Raw genomic sequence first — 20,442 nt, 5'->3', positions numbered from 1 at the left:
TTGTTTAGTGAATTTTTAACTTTAACATACCATTCATTTCTTAAGGTTTAAATTAAAATAGCCTTAAGAAATAATTGTGAAAATATTTTCGTTATTAACGATTCTATTCGTAATAAGATTCCTATCCACACCATATAAATTCTGAAAAATATCATTCTGAACCTGCGAGCTGGAGAGGTATCCCCAATGATTTCCAATCTCGAATTTAAAAGAGTCGAGAATATCATTTTCAATAAAAGTACAATCGATAATCGAAACAATATCTTTAAACGGTTCAATATTACTTGGGCCGTTTTTACCTAATCTTGGTGTGAGAATATTCTTTGTAAACTGTGAAATTCCGAGAATTGCATCTTTTCTGTTTAAATAAATTGAAATCCTGTTGGCCAGCAGAGGAAGCTTATTGAATGAATCTTCAGAGTCTTCAAAAACTTTATAAGTAACATCAGCATTCAATAACAAAACCTGATCAATTACTCTCAAGATATTTTCCTTTTTCAAGCTATACAGCATACTTTGAAGCACCCGATTTCCCATCGAATGCGCCATAATGTGAATTCTCTGGTTACAAGGCATTAAATCACGATTCGAAAAAATATCCTTTAAAAACTGAGTATAGAAGTAAAATAATCTCATCAGCGATGTTCCGGAATTGATACTCGATGCTTTATCATCAAAATACGTCATGGGAACGATGCTGCTTGAAGCCGGCCAGCTTACAAATAAAATATGTTCAATAGGCGATTCAGGATTATCAATAAAAATTTTCTTTAGATCGAGAATAGCTTTTAATTCATCATCAAAATCATATGCGTATCCATGAATAAATATCAAAACATCGCTTCTGTCTTTGGTAGAAGACATATTTTTGTATAATTCATAGAACATTCTCTGGCTTCCTCCGAGATTATCTGCCGTCAGTTTAGACTTTCTAATACCTTTTTCGTTTAATAAAACATCCAACACTTCTTCATAACCTTGTTTTTCAGGTTCGGAAAAAAGTTGGTAATCTAAAATATTTCGATTGGTATAATCTTTCTTTTTTATGGCTGAGGCAGTGGGCTCTTTATAGTTTTCAAAATCACATTTTGCTATTCTGAAATTAGGAATAGAATATTCGTCATTGGAAAAAGAATCTGTTTTTTCTCCTTTGTGACGGATGATTTTTCGATTGCTTAAAATATAAACAGCCATTATTAGTTTTAATTTGAGTAACGGTTTTTAGCCTTACTAATTTAAATAAAAATATTGAACGAATATCATTTATCGACCTAAATTATCACTTTCGTAAACCCTTAAAATTTCTTAAATTTGCAAATTGTCGTAGTACACGGCATTTTAAAGCGAAATTTAATGGAAGAAGAAAAAAAATCACTCAATTTTATTGAGCAAATTATCGAAGATGATTTGGCAAACGGCCTGAAAAAAGATCAGATCCGTTTCCGTTTTCCGCCTGAACCAAATGGTTATCTGCATGTAGGTCACACAAAAGCGATCTGCATCAACTTCGGTTTGGGTGAAAAATACAATGCTCCCGTAAACCTTCGTTTCGACGATACGAATCCTGAAAAAGAAGAGCAGGAATTCGTAGATTCTATCATGAAAGACGTTGAATGGTTAGGTTTCAAATGGGATAAAGTTTTGTACGCCTCCGATTACTTCCAGCAGCTTTACGATTGGGCAGTTCAGTTAATTAAAGATGGAAAAGCTTATGTAGATGAGCAGCCGTCTGAAGTGGTGACTGAGCAAAGAAAAAATCCTGCAGAACCGGGAATTGAATCGCCATACAGAAACCGTCCTGTTGAAGAATCTTTAGATTTATTTGAAAGGATGAAAAACGGTGAGTTTGAAAGTGGTACAATGTCTCTTCGTGCAAAAATCGACATGGTTTCGCCAAATATGAATATGCGTGACCCTGTTATGTACAGAATTTTAAATAAACCTCACCACAGAACAGGTACTGCGTGGAAAATTTATCCGATGTACGACTGGGCGCATGGGGAGTCTGATTATATTGAGCAGGTTTCGCATTCTTTATGTTCTTTGGAATTTGAAAACCACAGACCGCTTTATGATTGGTATTTGGATCAGGTTTATGATGAAACTAAAGTAAGAAACAAGCAAAGAGAATTTGCAAGAATGAATGTTTCTTATATGATTACTTCCAAAAGAAAACTACAAAGGCTAATTGCTGAAAATGTAGTGGATGGTTGGGATGATCCGAGAATGCCTACGATTTCTGGAATGAGGAGAAAAGGTTTTACCCCGACTTCTATCAGGAATTTTATTGAGAAAGTAGGAGTTGCGAAAAGAGAAAACTTAATTGAAATTCAATTGTTGGAATTCTGCGTTCGTGAAGACCTGAATAAAGTGGCAAAACGTGTCATGACAGTTGTTGATCCTATTAAATTAGTCATTGAAAACTATCCTGAAGGACAAGAGGAATGGCTGGAAACTGAAAATAATCCTGAACAGGAAAATGCAGGAACCAGAGAAATTCCATTCTCAAGAGAATTATATATTGAGCGTGAAGACTTTAAGGAAGAAGCTAATAATAAGTTCTTTAGACTAAAATTGGGTGGCGAAGTTCGTTTAAAATCTGCTTATATCATTAAAGGTGAAAGAGTAGAGAAGGACGAAAACGGAGAAATCACGACAATTTATGCGACTTATGATGAAAAATCTAAGTCAGGAAGTGGAACTGAAGAAAGTTTAAGAAAAGTAAAAGGTACCATTCACTGGGTGTCTGCGAAGCATGCAATTCCTGTGGAAGTAAGAAATTACGATAAATTATTCACTGTAGAACAGCCTGATGCTGAGAAAGATGTAGATTTCTTAAACTTTATCAATCCAGAATCTGTGACGACAATTCAGGGATTTGCTGAACCTAGCCTAAAAGATGTGGCTGTTGGAGAACCTCTTCAATTCCAGAGAATTGGCTATTTCACGAAGGATCAGGATTCTACGGATACAAATTTCGTGTTCAACAGAACTGTGACGTTAAAAGACTCTTATAAGCCGGAGTAAAAATTATTTATATAAAATAAATGAAACAGGGCTTAATTTTTTAAGTCCTGTTTTTTTTGCCTTGCTAGGAACAAAGTGGCGAGGCAATCTCAAATCAATATCTGTTAACCATGAAGTTTGTCATTCCGTAGGAATCTAAACTTATTTTGTAGAGATAATTTTTAAAATATTTGCTTGGATTTCTATGGAATGACAAATATTGAGAATTCCAGTAATTATCAAATCAAAAAGAGTCCCGAAGGGACGATTTAAAATAGGATAGGATGGAAATCCTATCAAAAAAAATAAAAAATGAAATTAATAAATATATATACCAACTCATTCAAAGGTCTTTCGCAAGAGAGTTGGATGTTGGCGTTGGTAATGCTCATCAACCGTGCGGGTTCGATGGTACTTCCGTTTTTGGGAGTTTATATGACAGATCATCTGCATTTCAGCATAGAAAATACAGGGATTGTGCTGAGCTTTTTCGGAATTGGTTCGGTTTTAGGTTCATGGCTCGGCGGAATGATTACCGATAAAATAGGTGAATATAAAGTGCAGTTCCTCAGTTTATTGCTGAGTGTGCCTTTATTCTGTTTAATTCCTATTTTCAAAACTGAGGTTGGGGTGGCAAGTATTATTCTGATTCAAAGTATTGTAAGTGAGACTTTTCGTCCGGCGAATTCCGTGGCGATCACTAAATATGCAAAACCTGAAAATATCACCAGAGCTTTCTCATTAAACCGTATGGCTGTGAATTTAGGATTTTCTATCGGTCCGGCTTTGGGCGGAATTTTATCGGCTATTTCCTACGAGTTTTTATTCTTCAGTAATGCTCTGGCGGCGCTGTTGGCGGGATTAATGTATATTTGGTTCTTTGCGAAAAGAAACAAATTAGCCAAAGCTAAAGCGAAAAAAGTAAAAGAAGCCATTGAAATTAAAAAAGAAAATTCGCCTTATCGCGATACTAAATTTTTAGTGTATTGTGCGTTTTGTATGCTGTTTTCTATCTGCTTTTTCCAGTTATTCAGTACGTTAACGATCTTTTATAAAGACACGGCTAAATTAAGTCAACAAAACATAGGATACATTTTAGGATACAGTGGTTTTCTCATTGTACTGCTCGAAATGGGATTCGTACAAATTGCAGAAAAATATTTCAGTTTGGCAGTTACCATGCTTTTAGGAACATTTATTTGCGGATTTTCTTATGCCATGATGGCGTTTGATCATAGCATGATAACACTTGTGGTATCAATGACATTATTATGTATCGGGGAAATCTGGACACTACCCTTCATGTCAACCATCACAGCTTTGCGCTCAGGTGCCAACAATAAAGGAGCCTACATGGGGCTGAACGGAATTTCATTTTCCATCGCATTTATTGTGACCCCTTATATCGGAACGCTTTTAGCCGAAAAATTTGGTTTTAATGCCTTATGGATAGGAACCGGAGTGTTAGCGACCCTAATCGCGATTGCATTTTATTTCATCGTTCCGTGGCTGATTGGTGACAAGAAAAAAGGAGAGTAATTTTTTAGGGCGTGTCCCTCGTTTGCCCAAGCTAAACCTCATAGGTTTTTAAAAACCTATGAGGTTTCCCTCTACAAAACTCGGGTCGGGCTGCTTTGGGGTGCGCTTCGCTTCCGTACTCGTTCGTTCCTCACTCGCACCGGCTCCTTCGTCGCCGCCCGCCGCATCCCTCACGCGAAAGAACAGCCTGTTAAAATTCCAGAATATTTAAAGTTTCTTTACATTTCAATCAAGTCTTTATTTTTTGACTTAAATATTTTGTTTAAAGACATAATTGTTTGAGTGAGCAAAGAAGAAATCAACAAATTGATTTTACGAAGTTATATTTTCAAGCTTCGCGAAGCAAATTTTACTTCCCTTTGCCCTTTAAAAATAATGCATAAAGTAGAATTATTATTTTGCGTTTAAAAATAACAAAGTCATAAAAATTTTAATTCAAGAAATAAAAAGAGAATAATTTTTGCTGTAGCTTATTCAATGGCAAAACTATATTTTCTATTTTCTTTATTTTCCGCATCATTCATATTTTCTCAGGAAAGAGATTCTGCAACGCTGATCTCCGAAGTGAAAATTGATGCCTATAAAAAACCAACGACCTTTATTGCATCCACAAAATCCGTTTCCGTAGTTTCAGAAAACTTGCTGAATCAAAATACGCCTGAAAGATTATTGGAATCATTCAACCAAATTGCTGGCGCGAGAATGGAAGAGCGTTCACCGGGAAGTTATAGGATTTCCCTTCGCGGAAGCACGCTGAGATCCCCTTTTGGAGTCCGAAATGTGAAAGTCTATCTCGATGATTTTATTTTATCAGATGCTTCTGGAAATACTTATTTCAACGTTATTTCTCCTGAATTAATCAATAGAATGGAAGTTTATAAAGGTCCTGAAAGTGGTGATTATGGAGCGGTAACAGGAGGAACTGTTTTGCTTCAGACCCGAAATTCCGATCAAATTTCAGCAAATCTTTCCACAGGAAGCTACGGAATATTCAATCAAAGTTTTAATTTTTCAAAACAAATAGGAAAACACTTTGTTGAGTTTTTTCAAAATTATTATCAGACAGACTCTTATCGTGAACAATCGAAAGTGAATCGAAAGCAGATTTTTCTGAAAGATAATTTTCAATATTCTCCAAAAGGTTTACTGAGAGCCATGATGCTGTACTCCGATTTGGATTATCAAACTCCGGGAGGATTGACATTAGAACAAATGCAAATTGATAGAAAACAGGCAAGACCAGCGACGGCAGCACTTCCAAGCGCAAAAGAACAAAATGCTGGTATTCGCAATAAAATGATAATAGCCGGACTTTCGCATGAGTATAATTTTAATCCCAATTTTTCTCATTTTATTTTAGTTCAAGGTTCATACGTTGATTTTGAAAATCCGTTTATCACCAATTTTGAAAATCGTTTTGAGAGTAATTTTGCTTTGAGAACTCATTTCAATTATCAGAAAAATTTTAACAATATTTCCTTGGCTTACAGATTAGGTTTTGAAGGTGGAATTAATGATATTCTAGTCAAAAATTTTGATAATAATAAAGGAATAGAAGGAAATCCTCAGAACTTCGATCGGGTTAAGAATACTTCAGGATTTTATTTTCTTTCACAAAAATTAAATATTGCTGAAAATTTTTTCACAGATATTTCCATTAGTTTAAATTTCAATTCTTTTGATTGGGAAAGAACCTATCCGCGAACAGAAAACGGCAATGTTCATTTTAAAAATCAATGGCTTCCGAATTTTGGCGTGACATACCTTTTTGAAAAAGGTTTTTCAATTCGAGGAAAGATCGGAAAAGGAAATTCTGCACCGACGAATGAAGAAATCCGTTCTTCTAATCAGGAATTTAATGCAAATCTGCGCCCCGAATATGGCTGGAATAAAGAAATAGGAATTCGTAAGCAATTTGGAAATTCTATTTTTGTGGAAGGTAGTTATTTTGATTTTCGAATGAAGGATGCCATTGTAAGAAGGCAAAATGAAGCAGGACAAGAATACTTTATCAATTCCGGAGAGACTGTTCAAAAAGGTTTTGAAATATTATTGGAATCTAAAAATTTTAATCTTAAAAATGAAATTTTCAGCAATTTTAAATTTAGATTTTCAGGAAGTTTTTATGATTTTAAATTTAAAAATTATCAACAAAATGGAAATGATTTTTCCGGAAATGAGGTAACAGGAGTTCCAAAAACGACAATTAATAGTTTACTGAATTTTACTTTTTTCAATAAATTGTCGGTTGATTATTCACATTTTTACACTTCAAAAGTACCTTTAAATGATGCCAATTCTGTATGGTCAGATTCTAGTTTGGTTGGCAATATTCAGTTTAGATATCCTTTCGATTTAGACAATATAAGACTGAATTTATCTTTACAGATTCAAAATTTATATAATACCGATTATGTTTTAGGGTTTGATATTAATGCTTTTGGAAATCGTTTTTACAATCCTGCAGCAAAAAGAAATTTTATTTTTGGAGTAAATGTTATCCTTTAAAAAACAAAAGAGCTATACATTGTATAACTCTCTTAAGGTTTGTAATTGATATTTTCTTAGTTTGGAACAGTAGGAGCAGTTTCATTTAAGCCTAATTCTTTTATATAAATCTGAGTTTCTGCATTATAGCCATACTTAACTGTAGCTCGTTGTATTGTTTTATTTTGCTGAAGAAAAGAGGCTGGGCGATTCACATACGCATTCGCATTTTTAGTAATTACATTTCCCGGATATGATATGGGAATTCTGTACGTAACTGTTCCCTTTTGAACTTTTTGTGCTACATACACAAAGAGTTTTTTATTTGATGGTATTGTTGTGTTTACTGTTTCTGTTAGAGTGGTTGATTTATTTTTGGTAATTGTTGTAGCATTTGTAGCACTTAAAGTCGTTTCGAAGGAAGCTTCTACCGAACCTTGTACAACGGGAAGCGGAATCGAAGTACCTCCGGGAAGGGTAATGTTACTCGGAGAGGTTATGGTAACTGTCACTTTTCCGCCAACATTAAGTGATGCATTCAAAGTAATAGCATTAGCAAGTGTCATTTGATTATTATAACTTACTTGCTTACTGTAAGTTATTGGTGAAGAGCTTGAATTGTAAATAGTAGTACCACTAAATAACATTTGTGTCTCATCCAGTTCGGGTAAGAAACTTTCAATCACAGGAAGAGCAGTTTTAACATATGCTTTTGCATTGTTATTGGCAGGGCGTACTAAAGTATTATTTGTCTTATAATTGTTGACAATAACTCCGTTTATTCCATTCCCAAACTGTCCTTTGTAAATATTGACAATTTTTGGTGCGGTTAAACCCAACTGTTGTAGATTAAGGGGAGTGATTTCTTCCTGAATAGTTGTAGACCCTGTGGTAGTAGCTTTGCTGGCAACGTTTACTGGTTTTATTGTGGCAATAAGTTTTAATCCGTTGTCGGCAATAAATTTCTTTTGTGCTTCTTCACTTATCGTTTTCCCAGATGTTACCGAACTTTCGGTGGAAGTAGGGGTTTCTGCTGCAGTCTCTATCTCATCCTGAGCACAAGAAGTTAAAAGACCAACTGCTAAAATAGCGTAGAGAGGTTGTTTTAAATTTTTCATATAATTTTATTTTATCAATGTTTGGTAAAATTATATGTATATATATTTATTTACTAATAATAATTTAATTATTTTTATTTCCCATTGTTTATTCTTTAAAAATTATTAAAATAAAGAATATATTTAATGATTTTTAAGATATTTAAGTTTATTATAAATAAGTTTGCTTTGGTAACTATTTGAAATGCAGAATTAATACTAATTTAAATGATTTATAATATTATTAATAATAAGTTTTGCATGAATTCTAGAATTCTCAATAAACCACAGATGGGTATCTTTTCCTCCACAGACAACGCCTGCCAAGTATAAATTCTGAACATTAGTTTCCATGGTTTCTGTATTGTAAACCGGATTTAAGCAATCTTCCTGTAAATCAATTCCGGATTTTGTAAGAAAATCAAAATCGGGAAGATAGCCTGTCATCGCCAAAACAAAATCATTTTCAATCTCATGAATTTCTCCGTTTTTATCTTTAAAAATGACAGAATCTTCTTTAATCTCAATTAATTCAGCATTAAAATGAGCCTTGATACTTCCTTCCGAAATTCTGTTTTCAATATCCGGTTTTACCCAATATTTTACATTGCCGGAAATTTCCGAATGGCGAACGATCATTGTAACATCAGCACCTTTTCTATACGTTTCCAATGCCGCATCTACCGAAGAATTGCTTGATCCGATCACTACAATTTTCTGTTGAGCATAAGGATAAGGTTCGGTATAATAATGTTTTACTTTTGGTAAATTTTCGCCAGGAATATTCATTAAATTCGGAATGTCATAAAATCCTGTTGAGATAATCACATTTTTAGCGTAATATTTTCCTTTTGAAGTTGTTATCTCAAAAATGTCATTTTCCTTCAAAACTTTTTCAACCTTTTCGTAAAGATTGATGTTAATATTTCGTTGTCTTGCAATTCCCTGATAATATTCTAAAGCTTCCTGTCTTCCGGGTTTTGGCGCAGTGGAGATAAACGGAATTTCATCAATTTCAAGCTTCTCAGCAGTGGAGAAAAATCTCATGTACAAAGGATAATTGTATAATGAATTAACAATCGTTCCTTTTTCAATAATTAAATAGCTAAGATTATTTTTTTTTGCTTCCAATGCGCAATTCAAACCAATTGGCCCGCCTCCGACAATAAGAATATCCAGAATTTCCATGTGGCAAAATTACAAAAAACCAGTAAGCAAAGGAGTTTTCACTCACTGTAAAAAACTATCTTATCAATAATCAAACTCTATCTATTAAGCTAAAACTCTCAAACACTTCGACCCCTCGAAACTCTCCAACTCAAAATGTGGCATCGGATTTGGTGAAATATATCCGACAAACAGTAAATAAATATGAAAAAAATAATTGTATCTCTGTTGATCCTTAGTGTTGTAGCCTGTAAAAAGAATCCTGATAAATTCGTTGATGATAAAACAGATTCTACTGCAATAAAAACAGATAGTGCAGCTGCCAATTCAACAATTGCCAATAAAGAAGCGGCGCTAAAACAGATCAATAGTGATGTTGTACAAAGTTTGAAAGACAAAGATTATAAAAGATTTGCCGATTTTATTCATCCGGAAAAAGGTGTTCGGTTTTCGATGTATGCGTTTGTAGATCCAAAAGAAGATAAACAACTTTCAAAAGCCGATTTTATAAAATATCAACCGACAAAAATGCTTTTCACATGGGGTGCGATGGATGGTTCTGGAGATCCTTATAAAGCGACAATCAACGATTATCTTACCAAGTGGGTTTATTCAAAAGATTTTGTGACAGGGCAGGTTTCGTTTAATGAATTTCAGGGAAAAGGAAATTCTCTGAATAATTTAAAGCAAATATATCCAAAAGCTGATTTTACAGAAAACTTCATCAAAGGTTTTGAGGCCAATTCGGAAATGGACTGGAAATGTCTTCGTTTTGTCTTTGAGGAATTCGAAGGGAAATATTATCTGGTTGCGGTGATCAATGATCAGTGGACGATTTAATGATAATTTTTTCTGATATTATATAAAAACACTTCGACAGGCTCTGTGCGACAATTCTAATGTTAAATAAATAATTATTAGCGTTGTCAGGCTGAGCCTGTCGAAGCCTTTATTTTCAAATATGAAAATGTAATTTTAAAGTCAATTAACCTAAAATTTCAGCTAATTTCTCAGTTAAATTCTTTCTTGAAAACTGCTCAATATTCTGTGTATTTTCTAAAAGATTTCCATTTTTCCAAAGCTCAAATTTTTCTAAAATAAACTCTTTTATTTTTTCAGAATCAGTATAAGAAAAATGCTTTCCTGCATTAGTTTCATCCAAAATTATAGAAACATCTGCCTGATCCGGACCAAAAGAAATAATTTGTTTTCCTGTTGCTAAATATTCAAAAATTTTTCCAGGAATAATTCCTTTTGAAGATTCATTTGGGAAGTTCGTAATTAATAAAATATCAGAACTTTGCATTTCATTAATTGCTTTGTCATGAGATAAATATCCTAAATTAACGATGCTGTTTTTTAAACTTGAATTCTCAATTTCATGTAAAATTTTATCATCAATTCGCCCAACAAATTTTAAATTAAAATTCTCAGCAAAATCAGCATTTGTTTTTACCAAATCATCCAATGCCTTCCAAAGGTTTTCGGGATTTCTTAATTGCTCCAAAACACCGATATAACTTAAGGTGAATTTGGGTTTGAGAGTTTGAGAGTTTGAGGGTTTTAGAGTTTGAGAAGAATGCTGTTCATTTTTCTTTGTCATGCTGAGCGCAGTCGAAGCATCGGTTTCATCAAATCCGTTGGTGATGCAAATAGCATTCGCGCCGTTTTTACGGAAATTTTCTGCATCAGTATAGCTTGTCGCTAATGTAATGTCTGCAGTTTTGAAAACATCACTTTCAAGCTGGCGATGTTTTTTATCTGAACTTTTCGTGAGCTTTAAATGTTTATAATAAGAAATTTCAGTCCAAGGATCACGGAAATCGGCAATCCATTTTAAATTCGGAAGTTTCTTTTTTAAATGTAAACCAATCAGATGCAAAGAATGCGGCGGCCCTGAAGTAACCACAACATCAATTTTATTTTTATTTAAATATTGCTCTAAAAATTTTGTGGAAGGTTTTACCCAAAAAACTCTCGCATCGGGAATGAAAAAATTTCCTCTTACCCAAATCGAAAGTTTAGATTTCCAGCTTTGATTTTTGCCAACATCAAATTGCCCTGCCTTGAATTTTTTATTACTTTTATTAAGTTTTTCAGCCAGTTGATAAGGTTCCCAAATCTTGGTTTTTACAATTTCAAGATCCTTTGGAACGTCTTTCATCAAGCTTTCATCCAACAAAGGATAGCTCGGATTTTCGGGTGTGAAAATGATGGGTTTCCATCCAAATTCAGGTAAATATTTTGCAAACTTCAACCACCTTTGAACACCAGGACCTCCCGCAGGAGGCCAGTAATAGGTGATGATTAATATTTTTTTTTGTTCCATTAATTATGCATTCTGTTGTCATTCTGAATGAATCTAGGTTATTATTAAAAATATTTTGCTTAGATTCCTACGGAATGACAAAGTGTGATTTAAGCCTCTTTAATTTGAACTTCCTTTTTCTTCTTATTTATCCAAAAAATTCCGAAGCCACTCAATCCAATGAATAATCCGAAGCAAAGAAGCGAGATCCATTTCCCTTTTTCAATTACTTCCGGTTCGAAGATCATTCTGATACTGTGATTTCCGGCAGGAACGTGAACCGCACGAAGCAAATAATCTGCCTTGATGTAAGGAACTTCTTTTTCGTCCACAAACATTTTCCAGCCGTGTGGATAATAAATCTCTGAAAATACTGCTAATTGTGGCGTTTTAGACTGAGATTTAAACTCTAATTCATTTGGAAGATATTTTGTCAGATTGATCACTGCTGTAGAATCTGCCTGAACAGGTTTTCCGTTGAAATATTCTTTATCGGCAGCAGCAATTACCGCTGTTTTTTTGTTATCAATATCTCCGATTGCTTTAATCTCCTGATTTGGAGTTTCTACAAATTTCAGGTCGCTTACAAACCAAGCATTTCCGTTCGCTTTTGGATTTGGAACAACTTGTGGCTGTTCCGGTCCGCCGAAAATCATGTATTTTGCATTCAGCAAGTTCAGGATTTTTGGCGTTTTTACGCTATCCATACTGGAAAGATATTCATTTAATAAATCATCATATCTTCTCAGTTTTACTGCGTGGTAACCACCGATAGAAGCTTTGAAATAAGACGTATTTGTTTCGCTCGTCGTTCCTAAAGTCTGGTTATAAATTCTGTAATGCTTTTTGTCTTTATCGGCGATGGTTTCTAAGGTTTTATTAACGTTTACTGTCGATAAGATAGATTCTAAATTCGGGTTACCCTGAACCTTTTCCACCAATAATTCTGAACTTTCTGTCTGGAAAGGATTTTCAGCAAAGATTTTATCTACATAATTTTCGTCATTCAGATAACGTTTATTTACTGTCCAAAGATCGAATAAACTTACCACTCCAATAATCACCAAAGCAATATTCTGATTTAATTTTTGCTTTAAAACCATAAATAAAGCTGCGGCTGCAATGGTAACGTAGATGAACGCTTTAATAGCATCAATTCTAAAAAGTTTAAATCTTTCATCCACCAAATAATCTAATAGGAAAGGTGGGAAGTATGTTTTTTCGTTTTCTGTGTGGAAACCTAATAAAGATTTACCTAAAACTAAAAGAATTAATAGTAAACCTAATGTTCCGCCACTTACATACAAAAGAATTTTCTGTTTGTATTCCTGCGTCAGTTTTTCATCCGTGAAAAATCTGTAAAGTCCTACCATCGCAATTAACGGGAATAATAACTCCACAACTACTAAGATTGAAGATGGCGCTCTGAATTTATTATAAAACGGTACGAAATCAATAAAAAAGTCTGATAAAGGCATGAAGTTGCTTCCCCAAGCCAATAAAATGGTTAAAATGGAAGCTCCTAAAATCCAGTAACGGTATTTTTTCCAGGCAAAAAAGAATCCTAAAACAGCTAAGAAACAAACGATGGCTCCCTGATAAGCAGGTCCCGAAGTTCCGGGTTGGTCGCCCCAATACGTTACTCCGCTAAACCCTTTTGAAATCCTGTCCATTTCAGCTTGTGAACCTACATTTTCCTGAACTAATTCCTGAACTCTGTTCATCATTTCTTTACCTTCAGGCTCCTGACTTCCGCCTCCCATTAGTCTTGGAATGAAAAGGTTTAAAGTTTCCAGCTGCCCATAGCTCCACATCAGCATACTTTCTTTATCCATTCCTGAATTTCCTTCTGTATGACTGTCGTTGGTTAAGATTTGCTTTCCACGAACGGTTTCTTTCACATATTCAGAATTCGCCATGATTCTCTGAGAGTTCATACCCACTCCGATAATGGCTGAAGCAGCGATAATTCCCGAAGAAATTAAGAAATGCTTCATCGGTGTTTTTTTCTGAATCGCTCGGATAAGTTCAGATAAGAATAAAAATCCTAAAGCGATGAAAAGATAATACGTCATCTGCGGGTGGTTGGCCGCAATCTGAAGCCCCATGAACAGGGTCGTGACAATGAATCCCCAAATATAACTTTTCCTGATATAAACCAGTAAAATTCCAGCTAAAAGCGGTGCGAAATATTCAATGGTGTTTACTTTACCATTGTGTCCCGCTGCGATAATAATATAAAAATAAGTGGAAAGTCCGAAAAAAGTCGCTCCGAGAAGCGCATATTTCCAGTTTCTGACGGCTACCATTCCTAAAAGGAAGAATCCTGAAAAAAGTAAAAAAAGGTAATTAACCGGTCTTGGAAGAAAGTTGAGATAGCTGTCGACCTGCTTGATGATATCGCCCTCGAATCGGCTTCCCATCTGATAAGTCGGCATTCCTCCAAACATGGAATCACTCCAGTAGGTTTCTTTTCCGTAGTTTGCTCTGTAATCTAAAAGCTCTTTGGCACCACCTCTGTACTGAACGATGTCGTGCTGGAAAAGCTGTTTTCCTGAAAAAACAGGAGTGGAATATAAAAATGCTAAAACTATAAATACAACTAATGAAATTGCAATATATATTAAGTTTTTATTTTTCGCCATGCGTATGGTTATTATCTTTTTATTTTTCGGGATTTTACCTTTTATCTTTCGTTTCTTTTACCTCTTCATAGTCCACAGTTTCTGCGTCCCATTTCAATTTTTGATCGGTACTCTTATTCGAGTTTATATCCTGCTGACGGTTATTTTGATTGTTGTTGTTAAACCTGTAACTATAGAATGTTTTAAAGAAAATTCTCTTCAAAATATTCCAAACAAAGAAAATAATAATCGCGGTAAGTACCAACTCAAGAATGTACTTCATAATAAATTTAATTTTGATTTAAAGTTTAGGAAATCTGGTTTTTGGTTGCTGGTTTATTGTTGATAGTTGTTGGTTTTTAGATTAATGTAAACATACAAACTCTAAAACCCTCACACTCTCAAACCCTATAATCCTCTCACTCAAAAACCTCCCTTTTACTCTTATTTCGCGGAAGGATTTACCATCACAGAAGAATTAGAAACGCTTTTCATCGACTGAGATTGTTTTCCGTCTGAAATGGTTTCAATCTGTGTCGTTTTCACACTGATATTCTGATTGGTGATCCATCCTGTATTTTCGTCAAATTTAATTGTTCCGTTTTGTGACAATTCACTACTCAAACTGTGCGTCATTGGTCCCTGAGCTTTTTTCTCTGTTTTTTTAGGAATTCCACCTGTTACAGAAATTTCAGCCACTCCGTTTCCTAAGCTTTTCAAAACGTAGTTTGAAGTCACTTTTACAGAACCTGTAGGATCAGCGTTTTCAGAACTAGACCATTTTTCACCCACTTTTACTCCTTTTTTAGGAATAATCGTTAAGTTTTTATTGAACTGATCTTTCAACACTTTTTCGTTAAAGCTTTCCTTAAGGCTCGCTACAACGCTTTCTCTCTGGTTTTTATCTTTTACAACTTTGCTAAGAGAGCTCCCAACTTTAGCGTAAACGGCATCAAAACCTGTGATCGAAATTACATTTCCTTTCGTATCCATCTTCATGTTCAGCTTATTTCCTGTAAGCGCTCTGTTGATGTTCCAGATCATTTTAAGGTCATCCTCTTTCGGCTCCGGCAATTTTGTATCAACTACAAGCGTTTTTCCTTGTGATGATTGAGAATTTCTTTTACCGATAAGGTTTAAAGTCATGTCGTACACATTTCCTTTAATATCATTTACAGTGAAAGACATTTCATCTGTCGCTTCACTGGTTCCGTTCATGGTTTTTCCCTGAGGATCCGTCATTGTTTTTGTATCTCTCTGATACGTTGTTAAAGGATAGGTTTTTCCTTTTTCCAACTTAAAACTTTGAGTAACTACGCCCGCAGAATCTTTGATCGCAGGATTTGCCTCTACTTTTGCAACAGAATCAGCCGGAACTTCTACCGTTACCGTTTTTCCTGTTTTTGGATCTACTTTTGTTACTTTCGTTGTTTCTTTTTTACAAGATACAACGGCTAGGGATGAGATAAGCGCAAGCGCTGCAATATTTTTCATTTGAATTTTTTTAAATTTTATTTTTTACTACTTCAATATTTTTGCAAACCTTTACAGATTTGCAGTCATTTTTTGTCTTACGGCTTCGTATAAAATTGCTCCACAAGCCACAGAAACGTTCAGCGATTGAGTTTTACCTTCAATCGGAAGTTTAATTTTATCATCCGCATGATGAAGAACTTCTTTAGAAATTCCTGTTTCTTCGTTACCCATTACAATCGCGCAAGGTTCTTTGAAATCTACATCATAAATCAATTTTTGAGCCTTTTCACTTGCTGCATACACAGAAATTCCGCTTTGTTGAAGGAAATCTACAACATGCGCTAAATTCGGTTCTTTACAAATTTTTACATTATAAAGTGCTCCTGCAGAAGTTTTTATCGCATCAGAATTAATTGGCGCTGCTCCTTTTTCAGGAATGATAATCGCATCAACTCCTACACATTCTGCTGTTCTGCAGATTGCTCCAAAGTTTCTCACGTCTGTTAATCTGTCTAGAATTAATAAAAAAGGAGTTTTTCCTTCTTCAAATAATTGCGGAACAATATCTTCTATTTTATGAAAAGGAACATCCGAAATGAATGCCACAACTCCCTGGTGATTTTTTCTTGTAAATCTGTTCAGTTTTTCAACCGGAACATAATTGGGACGGATTTTATTTTTGGCTAAAATTGCCTTTAATTCTGCATAAATATCTCCCTGCAATGCGTTTTGCACAAAAACTTTATCAATTGTTTTTCCCGCTTCAATAGCTTCAATTACGGGACGAAGCCCGAAAATAAAATCGTCTTTTTTATCTGTCATTTTGATAATTTAAATAATGAAATGTCAATTGTCAATTTTACTTCGTAAGTCAATTTATCGTGTTGTACATTCATCTTTCACGATTCACTTGCGTAGTATAATTCACTTTTAACTACCTTCCTTTTTCTCCTAAAATTGCTCTTTTTTGTGCCATTACATAGCCGTAATGCAAGCTTTCATGCATGTTGTTGAAAATAATGGCATCTTGTATACTTTTCAGATCCATCCCGAAACTTGTGGTGTAAGGGGTATAATCTGCAAAGAAATCGCTGTCGTAATCTTTCATTAAAATCTTTGAAGTTTCCGTCAGCAAAAATTCAAGATCTTCCACTTCTGATTTTTGAACATCCAAGTTGGGTAAAGTTCCTTTTTTGTAGGTTTCTATCCAATATTTATCAATTCTAAACGGATTTCCGCTTAGGTAATAATGCAGAAGCTGCTGAGTGGCAACGGTATGCGCAATATTCCAATAAACATTATTGTTAAAACCATCCGGAATCAACAAAAGATCTTCGTGAGAAGTATTCTGTAAAATCTCCAAAAGGTTTCTTCTAACTTGTCTGTGAGCTTGAAAATGATAATTCATTTTGCAAAATTTTTAATCACCAAAAATAGTTTAATAAACTGGAAATGACAATTTTTTAGCCGTGAGATTAATGCGGAAATTATTCACCGTTGTCTTTTTCAAAGAGATAAATGTTAAAGAAATTTTTCCAAATTGCTATATTTAAAGGAGAAATTTTGTTAAAATAAAAAACTGTAAAGTTCGAAAGATATTTTACTGAAACTGATCTAAAATCAAAAAGTCTCCTTTGAAAATGTTCAAAAAGAGACTTTTAATTATTTGAAAAGAATTTTAATCTTTATTTTTTAATGATTTTATGCTTGAAAGTTGTTCCGTCTTTTAGAACAATATCTAAAATATAAATTCCTGCATTGTAAGAAGAAATGTCAATTTTGTTTTCCTTATAGCTTTCTGTCAGTTTTCTTCCATCTATACCATATACTGCAATTGAAGCTACATCAACGCGTGATTTTATATTGACAATATCAGACGTTGGATTGGGATAAATACTTACATCTACTGTTTTTACATCTTTTACATTTAAGTTATTGCTGCTTTTACCCTGCATGTAAACAGACAGATAAACTTCTCCCTGTTGTTGATTAAATACAGCCGACGGAATAGTATGTTTCAGGGTGTGATTTCCCGCTGTCAAATTGGCAATCGTAAATCCTCTGATCGGAACTGAGTTTCCAGGGCACCAGTTGTTCCAAGAAGTCCAGCTTGCAAAAGATTGAGGAGTTGTACCGTAAATTCCATTTCCTTGTGTGTTGTAAACTCGGTAAGGTTCGCATGAAATCCCTCCAGGTGTATACGTCAGCACCTGTACATCATCTATATAAGTGTAGTTTTGTCTTCTGATATATTCTTCACCGCCACTGTTAGCACCGTGAGGAGTAGAGATTAGCGAAAAGTTAGCGTCTGTAACGGCCGCAGGTAAATTAAAGGTGACAAGTCTTACCGTTTCACCCGTAACATCTGTGCTGTCATAATTATTCACTCGGCTGTAACTTAGCAAAGGGGTAAGGTTGTTGTAATCTGTTGCGGTAGCCCCTGTATCGGTCGAGAAGAAGCTAAGACTTCCAGAGAAAACATCATTTCTTCCTGAGCATCCGCTTACCTCTGTGTTAGCAGCATACGGTACACCAAAAACATCCAATTCCATATACATATCATACGTGCTACGAAGTGAAGAATCGTGAAAAATACTGTATAAATTGCTTAAATTATAAGTGTAAGGAACTTCCAACGGAGAACGGTTTTTGTTCATGAAAGGAGTGATATATCTGGCTACTTCAATTCTTTTCACATTCGCATCATTCATGGTGTATGTTGCCTGATTTTTAGGAACCAAAGCTAAAAAAACCTCTCCCAGACGGTCATAATTATCGCAAAGCGCTCCAATAGTGACTCTCATTGCTATTTTCGCTTTAAATGAATTGAGTTCTGCATCTGTAAGTTTTCTTGCATATCTCGTGTTTCCAAGTCTTATTAATCCGGAAGGAACAGGAGTGGATACCGTTGCTGCATAACCATCATAGTATGTTGCCTGAGACATCAGGTCGAGTTGTGTTGTTGTTTGTGATTGGAACAGTCCTGCCGAAAATAAACTTAAAAAAAGTAGTTTTTTATACATGCTATTGGTATTTGTTGCAAATGTATTAAAATATGTAGTTAATTTTAGTATTTGTTGATTGATTTTTTAATATAAATGGTTTTTTGTTGGTAATTGTTTAAAATTAAATGTGTTTTTGAACTTTTTTGCTTTAAAATATCATTAATATTTAATATTTTTGATAAAATAATTTTAATTTGTTGTTAAAATCAAAACTTTAGTGCTAAATTCGCATAATATTCCATATTGAATTTATTGATTATGAAAAGACTTTTATTTTTATCTTTACTATTAATTTCTCTAACTTTTAACGCCCAGATCAATCTGAATATCGGAAGCACAGCAGTGGGAACAGCTCCTGTAAGTAGTTTTTTTTCCTATTCGTATGTTCAGCAGATTTATCCAAAACAGGAAATTAATGCCAATGCCGCAGGAAATATTACAGGATTAACTTTCTATATTGATCCTTCTGCTACTATTAACGATTCTTCCAGCTGGACGGTTTATTTAGGGCATACAACAAAAACATCTTTTGCATCAGGAACTGATTGGGTTTCTTCTTCACAACTTACTCAGGTTTTTTCAGGAAATGTAACGCGAAATGGTAATAAGGTAGAGCTTACGTTTACAACGCCTTTTGCTTATAATAATACAGATAATCTATTGGTTGCGGCGAAAGAAAACGCACCAAGTATTGATATTAATAATTTTGATGAAGCTTTTAAAGTGTACTCTCATCTTCCGTATTCTACGCTTTTCTACAAAGGTGATCTTGCGGTGGTAGATGTAGCAGCTCCTCCGGGAGGGATAAGAGCTGATTATAAATCTGCGGTTACATTTGCCGGATTAACACCTAGCCCTACTCCGGCTTGTCCTTATATTCTAAGTCCTCTAAATAATGCACAGGCAGTTGCTTTATCTCCTTCTGTTACCTGGTTTCCGGTTTCCGGAGTAGATTCTTATAAGGTTTCTGTAGGAACTAGTTCAGGAAGTACGAATGTTATCAATCAACAAGTGGTAACAGGTACAAGCTTTTCTCCGTCGACACCTTTAAATCCTGATACTAATTATTATCTAACGGTAAAATCTGTTTCTGGTGGTACTGAATCATCTGCTTGTTCTGAAATTTTATTTAAAACACTTCCTCCGGTTCCTGCAAATGATGCTTGTTCTGGTGCATTTTTGGCGTCAGCTTTCCCATATACATACACTCAAAATGATGCAATTGCTGCTACTAATAATGCGGGAAATATTGCTGTTTGTCTTGATGCTATGAACGATGGACTTTGGTTTAAAATAAATGGAGATGGCAATCAATATACAATTAAGGTAACAATGCCTTCGGGTAGTACTTTTGATCCGCAATTAGATGTTTATAGTGGTGCTTGTGGTGCTTTCTCATGTGTAGCAAATGTAGATAACTACGGTGCCGCTGGAGCAGAAACGGCTACTATTACAACTACAGCAGGAACTACGTATTTTATCAATGTAGGATCTTATGAGGAAACGATAGATGTTCCGGAAGGTGCTTTTACCATTACAATTACTCAGCTGTAACTAAATAGGTGAAAAATAAAATAGAGCGCTATGAGATTTCATAGCGTTTTTTTGTCTTTAGTTTCTAAACTTTATCTGGAATTATACTCAAATAATAATCTTTTAAGGCAAATTATTAATTAAAAAATCAATTCATAATTTTTGAATCTCGCATTAATGCTAGAATATTTAACAAACTT

15 protein-coding genes are annotated in these 20,442 nt (G+C 34.5%); 5 read left to right on the top strand and 10 right to left on the bottom strand.

Annotated elements, in window-relative coordinates; translation table 11 throughout:
- Positions 1-63: 63 nt before the first annotated feature.
- A complete protein-coding gene (locus ABEG63_RS06270) occupies positions 64-1,194 on the bottom strand; it encodes an alpha/beta hydrolase (protein ID WP_346583809.1) in 1,131 nt (376 codons plus the stop codon).
- Between the two features lie 159 nt (positions 1,195-1,353).
- Between ABEG63_RS06270 and ABEG63_RS06265 the strand changes: the two genes are divergently transcribed.
- From ABEG63_RS06265 to ABEG63_RS06255, 3 genes are all read left to right on the top strand, one after another.
- On the top strand, positions 1,354-3,027 hold the full coding sequence (locus ABEG63_RS06265) for a glutamine--tRNA ligase/YqeY domain fusion protein (protein ID WP_346583808.1): 1,674 nt from the start codon (positions 1,354-1,356) through the stop codon (positions 3,025-3,027).
- 291 nt (positions 3,028-3,318) lie between these two features.
- Positions 3,319-4,545, top strand: coding sequence for an MFS transporter (locus ABEG63_RS06260; RefSeq protein ID WP_346583807.1), 1,227 nt, complete (start codon positions 3,319-3,321; stop codon positions 4,543-4,545).
- Positions 4,546-5,022: 477 nt separating this feature from the next.
- Positions 5,023-7,053 carry a TonB-dependent receptor gene (locus tag ABEG63_RS06255; protein WP_346583806.1) on the top strand — a complete coding sequence of 677 codons (2,031 nt, stop codon included), beginning with the start codon at positions 5,023-5,025 and terminating at the stop codon, positions 7,051-7,053.
- Between the two features lie 56 nt (positions 7,054-7,109).
- Here ABEG63_RS06255 and ABEG63_RS06250 read toward each other — a convergent pair whose 3' ends face one another.
- The gene (locus tag ABEG63_RS06250; protein WP_346583805.1) at positions 7,110-8,150 is read right to left on the bottom strand and encodes a hypothetical protein; all 1,041 of its coding nucleotides are present in this window, start codon (positions 8,148-8,150) and stop codon (positions 7,110-7,112) included.
- 198 nt (positions 8,151-8,348) lie between these two features.
- The gene (locus ABEG63_RS06245) at positions 8,349-9,317 is read right to left on the bottom strand and encodes a YpdA family putative bacillithiol disulfide reductase (RefSeq protein ID WP_346583804.1); all 969 of its coding nucleotides are present in this window, start codon (positions 9,315-9,317) and stop codon (positions 8,349-8,351) included.
- Between the two features lie 183 nt (positions 9,318-9,500).
- On the opposite strand from ABEG63_RS06245, the gene ABEG63_RS06240 reads away from it, so the two are divergent.
- On the top strand, positions 9,501-10,136 hold the full coding sequence (locus tag ABEG63_RS06240) for a hypothetical protein (RefSeq protein ID WP_346583803.1): 636 nt from the start codon (positions 9,501-9,503) through the stop codon (positions 10,134-10,136).
- A 145-nt stretch (positions 10,137-10,281) separates the two neighbouring features.
- Here ABEG63_RS06240 and ABEG63_RS06235 read toward each other — a convergent pair whose 3' ends face one another.
- The 7 genes from ABEG63_RS06235 to ABEG63_RS06205 form a co-directional block, all read right to left on the bottom strand.
- A complete protein-coding gene (locus tag ABEG63_RS06235; RefSeq protein WP_346583802.1) occupies positions 10,282-11,625 on the bottom strand; it encodes a glycosyl transferase family 1 in 1,344 nt (447 codons plus the stop codon).
- Positions 11,626-11,714: 89 nt separating this feature from the next.
- Positions 11,715-14,249 carry a hypothetical protein gene (locus ABEG63_RS06230; protein WP_346583801.1) on the bottom strand — a complete coding sequence of 845 codons (2,535 nt, stop codon included), beginning with the start codon at positions 14,247-14,249 and terminating at the stop codon, positions 11,715-11,717.
- A 34-nt stretch (positions 14,250-14,283) separates the two neighbouring features.
- On the bottom strand, positions 14,284-14,511 hold the full coding sequence (locus tag ABEG63_RS06225; protein WP_312390257.1) for a hypothetical protein: 228 nt from the start codon (positions 14,509-14,511) through the stop codon (positions 14,284-14,286).
- A gap of 161 nt (positions 14,512-14,672) precedes the next feature.
- A complete protein-coding gene (locus ABEG63_RS06220; protein ID WP_346583800.1) occupies positions 14,673-15,722 on the bottom strand; it encodes a DUF6263 family protein in 1,050 nt (349 codons plus the stop codon).
- Between the two features lie 51 nt (positions 15,723-15,773).
- Positions 15,774-16,526 carry a 23S rRNA (guanosine(2251)-2'-O)-methyltransferase RlmB gene (gene rlmB / locus ABEG63_RS06215; RefSeq protein ID WP_267406459.1) on the bottom strand — a complete coding sequence of 251 codons (753 nt, stop codon included), beginning with the start codon at positions 16,524-16,526 and terminating at the stop codon, positions 15,774-15,776.
- A gap of 112 nt (positions 16,527-16,638) precedes the next feature.
- Positions 16,639-17,112 (bottom strand): DinB family protein, encoded by a 474-nt coding sequence (locus ABEG63_RS06210; RefSeq protein WP_346583799.1) that lies wholly within the window; start codon positions 17,110-17,112, stop codon positions 16,639-16,641.
- A 277-nt stretch (positions 17,113-17,389) separates the two neighbouring features.
- Positions 17,390-18,727, bottom strand: coding sequence for a peptide-N-glycosidase F-related protein (locus ABEG63_RS06205; protein WP_346583798.1), 1,338 nt, complete (start codon positions 18,725-18,727; stop codon positions 17,390-17,392).
- A 240-nt stretch (positions 18,728-18,967) separates the two neighbouring features.
- Here ABEG63_RS06205 and ABEG63_RS06200 point away from each other — a divergent pair, with 240 nt between their 5' ends.
- Entirely contained in the window at positions 18,968-20,263 is a 1,296-nt protein-coding gene (locus ABEG63_RS06200; protein WP_346583797.1) for a hypothetical protein, read from the top strand.
- Positions 20,264-20,442 lie beyond the last annotated feature (179 nt).

Origin of the sequence: Chryseobacterium sp. C39-AII1, from assembly GCF_039672645.1 — a bacterium.
Classification (GTDB): domain Bacteria; phylum Bacteroidota; class Bacteroidia; order Flavobacteriales; family Weeksellaceae; genus Chryseobacterium.
Note: the sequence above shows the minus strand (reverse complement) of the source record. Positions and strands in the feature narration are given on the sequence as shown.

Excerpts from the sequence above, each read along its gene's own strand:
- ABEG63_RS06270 (WP_346583809.1), bottom strand. The coding sequence starts at position 1,194 with ATGGCTGTTTATATTTTAAGCAATCGAAAAATCATCCGTCACAAAGGA.
- ABEG63_RS06265 (WP_346583808.1), top strand. The coding sequence starts at position 1,354 with ATGGAAGAAGAAAAAAAATCACTCAATTTTATTGAGCAAATTATCGAA.
- ABEG63_RS06260 (WP_346583807.1), top strand. The coding sequence starts at position 3,319 with ATGAAATTAATAAATATATATACCAACTCATTCAAAGGTCTTTCGCAA.
- ABEG63_RS06255 (WP_346583806.1), top strand. The coding sequence starts at position 5,023 with ATGGCAAAACTATATTTTCTATTTTCTTTATTTTCCGCATCATTCATA.
- ABEG63_RS06250 (WP_346583805.1), bottom strand. The coding sequence starts at position 8,150 with ATGAAAAATTTAAAACAACCTCTCTACGCTATTTTAGCAGTTGGTCTT.
- ABEG63_RS06245 (WP_346583804.1), bottom strand. The coding sequence starts at position 9,317 with ATGGAAATTCTGGATATTCTTATTGTCGGAGGCGGGCCAATTGGTTTG.
- ABEG63_RS06240 (WP_346583803.1), top strand. The coding sequence starts at position 9,501 with ATGAAAAAAATAATTGTATCTCTGTTGATCCTTAGTGTTGTAGCCTGT.
- ABEG63_RS06235 (WP_346583802.1), bottom strand. The coding sequence starts at position 11,625 with ATGGAACAAAAAAAAATATTAATCATCACCTATTACTGGCCTCCTGCG.
- ABEG63_RS06230 (WP_346583801.1), bottom strand. The coding sequence starts at position 14,249 with ATGGCGAAAAATAAAAACTTAATATATATTGCAATTTCATTAGTTGTA.
- ABEG63_RS06225 (WP_312390257.1), bottom strand. The coding sequence starts at position 14,511 with ATGAAGTACATTCTTGAGTTGGTACTTACCGCGATTATTATTTTCTTT.
- ABEG63_RS06220 (WP_346583800.1), bottom strand. The coding sequence starts at position 15,722 with ATGAAAAATATTGCAGCGCTTGCGCTTATCTCATCCCTAGCCGTTGTA.
- rlmB (WP_267406459.1), bottom strand. The coding sequence starts at position 16,526 with ATGACAGATAAAAAAGACGATTTTATTTTCGGGCTTCGTCCCGTAATT.
- ABEG63_RS06210 (WP_346583799.1), bottom strand. The coding sequence starts at position 17,112 with ATGAATTATCATTTTCAAGCTCACAGACAAGTTAGAAGAAACCTTTTG.
- ABEG63_RS06205 (WP_346583798.1), bottom strand. The coding sequence starts at position 18,727 with ATGTATAAAAAACTACTTTTTTTAAGTTTATTTTCGGCAGGACTGTTC.
- ABEG63_RS06200 (WP_346583797.1), top strand. The coding sequence starts at position 18,968 with ATGAAAAGACTTTTATTTTTATCTTTACTATTAATTTCTCTAACTTTT.